We start from the raw sequence: 2,547 nt of genomic DNA, 5'->3' as shown, positions 1-2,547 counted from the left end.
CAAGGCTTCCTCCTAAAAGAAAGCCTTGAATCACGTTCCGTCTGATTTGAGAATCCCAAGAGTCCACACAGCCTAGTATCAAGAAAATGTCAGTCCTGCTTCCTGCGGCGCCTGATGAGCCAGTAGACGCCGTAGCCAACGGCAAGGATCGGAAGACCTGCACCGGCGATCGGCCCAGGGGCTCCGCTGACGTGCTTGTTCTGGCCCGGCGCTTTTGCGCAATTTCCCCTGTCGTTGCAGGCTTGCGCAGGCGGGGTGACCGTCGTCAGAGCGAGGGCCAAAATCGCGGCCGCCATGCCAAAACCGGTCGTCATTGCCTTCTACTTTATTTCTGACCGACATTAAATGTGAAATTAAATTATACAGTAAAAAAATTAAGGTACAATTAGTTAATTGCCGAATTTTCCCGACTATATTAGGATCCGTTCCCTTCTAAATAGGGAGGGCGGCTGGTATGCGCGCTTCAACATGCAGTGCCAACGAGCTTTGCGAGCAACTGGCGTCAGATACGGACGTGCTGGCACGAAAGATGTCCGATTTGCTTTCGCTTCGAAAAATCGTTGCCGGCGTTGAAATCGTCGCTGCTTCGCATAGCAGCATACCCAGCGCGCCGCGAATGGGGCCCGAGCACACGCGCGGTTGAGCTTACAGAGGGGCAAATCCGGACCCGGCTTCATCGGTTTTACGATGGCGCGGGACGCCCATTGTAAACTCGATTCGCAGGGAGATGGCCATGGCTGTTGTTGCCGCTTGTTCCCGGGCTGCTCATCATATGTGAGCGCTCGTGCGGGCGGCGGCTCGTAGGTTTCGCGGGCGACGAATTTCTGACCGCGATTGTACGTTAGCGGCATTTATTGAGAGAGAGCAATCGACAGGCGCATCTGGAAGGGCGCCGAAGTTGTGGGCAGAGTGCGCTCAAATCCGCGACGTTGCGACTGACGTGGACAAACGGAAGTTTTTCGCAGAACTGGCCGGTCACCGAGCCTGGCCGCGTCGGATTAGAGCGCGCCATTGCGGCCGAGAAGGCGAACGAGCTGTGAGCGGGCTATTCTGGCGCCTTGGCTGCCATGCTTTCGGCCTACGGTTTTAGCGCTTACCCGAGCATTATCACCCGTTCGAATGCCGCGTCGACCCCATCTATAAACGCCAACGCGCGGGGCAGTGATGTCGCCTCGTAGCTGATGGCGCCGCCAGGGCCGCTCCACATGATCTCGACGCGCCAGTGATCGTCGACCCGGGCGACCGATCCGGCCAGCGTGTTCGGGGCGCGCTTGATGTTCACCCTGTTGTCGTCAACTTGGTCGGTTCGGAACGTTGTCATGGTTCGGCCCTTCCTTGTCTCGGGCCTCCGCCTGGATGACGGCCGCACTTAAACTCGGCCCCATCTTTAGCGTTCCAAAATCCGGCCGGCCAACAACACATCACAATGGAGCTTGACGGCCTCGCTGCTGGCGGAGGGAGCTGGCGTTTGTTGTATCGAAGTGTTCAAAAGATCTCGTAATGCAATCAAATTGTCCAACGTTGTGACAATGCGAGCACGCACGATGCTTTCATGCTCAATCCTATTGGAATCAAATAAAGGACCTGCCTTTGGTCGAACGTTTGTAAATGTAAGAGTCATGAGCGGTCCAGGCCCTGATGCGAAATTGATTTTTCCTACGCAAAGCGTTTCGGGAACATTGCCCGCGTCTACCGAGAGCGGCTCCTTGGTCATGAACGGTCTCCCAAAGATTTTCCGATCCTGGCGGCTTATTGAAGAAAGACTTGACCCCGGCCTGCGGAATTTTTGCGTACAATGACTAGGTCGAAGTACGTTTGAGCGACTGCTTCGTTCCTCTGAGCCTGCGTTGCATATTTTTCCCGACTGTGGGAACCGGCCTGTTCTAGCGAGGTTTCTATGGCCGCACGCACGTTTCACCACCATGGCGTGTTGTGCAACTGCAACTTGGCAGCCCGGTTCTCACGACCGGGCTGCTTTTTGGAGCGCTGGCAGAGGGAATTGGGACGCTTGGTGCTGCCGCTTGGTGCGCGACTTCTGGGCTACCTTTTCTGGATGGCCTAGGGGCCGTCCTCGATGTATTTCATGCTGCGAGCTTGTCTTCCTTATCGGGGCCGCGCATGGCGATCTTAAGGGCGTCGTCGCGCATGCGTCGCGCCTGGCTGAGCCACAAGTCTAGGGCGCGTACTCACAAAATGCGACGTCCGCTTCCGGGGGTAATGCGGACGCTTTGTGCCTGTCCCGAGAATTTCGCCTCATGACCCTGGCTGTGTGAAAAGCCACGAGTCGGCTACGATTCCTCCGTTTCCTGATTGGGGGATACGGATGGGACGCTTCGTTGAAGGCGCGGACAGATCCCAGCTGACGCTCTTGCCGGAATGTCTGGAGGATTGGATAAGCGAGGGCAACGCGGCCCATGTGATCGATGTGTTTGTCGAGGCGCTCGACCTGCATGGACTGGGGTTTGAGCGTGTGATCGCGAAGGAGACGGGCCGGCCCTCCTATCATCCGGCAGTCCTTCTGAAGCTTTACATCTACGGTTATCTCAA

Annotated in this window: 4 protein-coding genes; 1 reads left to right on the top strand and 3 read right to left on the bottom strand. The window is 56.5% G+C overall.

Translation table 11 applies throughout. The annotated features are described in order from the left end of the window. Positions 1–89 precede the first annotated feature (89 nt). The 3 genes from AC5ZGW_RS45750 to AC5ZGW_RS45740 form a co-directional block, all read right to left on the bottom strand. Positions 90–314, bottom strand: coding sequence for a hypothetical protein (locus AC5ZGW_RS45750; protein ID WP_130231784.1), 225 nt, complete (start codon positions 312–314; stop codon positions 90–92). Positions 315–1,093: 779 nt separating this feature from the next. After that, positions 1,094–1,321, bottom strand: coding sequence for a hypothetical protein (locus tag AC5ZGW_RS45745; RefSeq protein ID WP_130231782.1), 228 nt, complete (start codon positions 1,319–1,321; stop codon positions 1,094–1,096). A 66-nt stretch (positions 1,322–1,387) separates the two neighbouring features. Further along, positions 1,388–1,714, bottom strand: a complete 327-nt coding sequence (locus AC5ZGW_RS45740) for a hypothetical protein (protein WP_130231780.1) — start codon at positions 1,712–1,714, stop codon at positions 1,388–1,390. A gap of 609 nt (positions 1,715–2,323) precedes the next feature. Here AC5ZGW_RS45740 and AC5ZGW_RS45735 point away from each other — a divergent pair. Beyond that, positions 2,324–2,547: transposase (locus AC5ZGW_RS45735; protein ID WP_496114149.1), on the top strand; the 224-nt coding region annotated here is incomplete at its 3' end.

This window comes from Bradyrhizobium sp. Crot121 (assembly GCF_059512385.1).
The sequence above is the reverse complement of the archived record's forward strand: the minus strand, read 5'-3'. Positions and strand labels throughout refer to the sequence as shown.

Coding starts and splice junctions, on each gene's coding strand:
- AC5ZGW_RS45750 (WP_130231784.1), bottom strand. CDS start 314: ATGACGACCGGTTTTGGCATGGCGGCCGCGATTTTGGCCCTCGCTCTG.
- AC5ZGW_RS45745 (WP_130231782.1), bottom strand. CDS start 1,321: ATGACAACGTTCCGAACCGACCAAGTTGACGACAACAGGGTGAACATC.
- AC5ZGW_RS45740 (WP_130231780.1), bottom strand. CDS start 1,714: ATGACCAAGGAGCCGCTCTCGGTAGACGCGGGCAATGTTCCCGAAACG.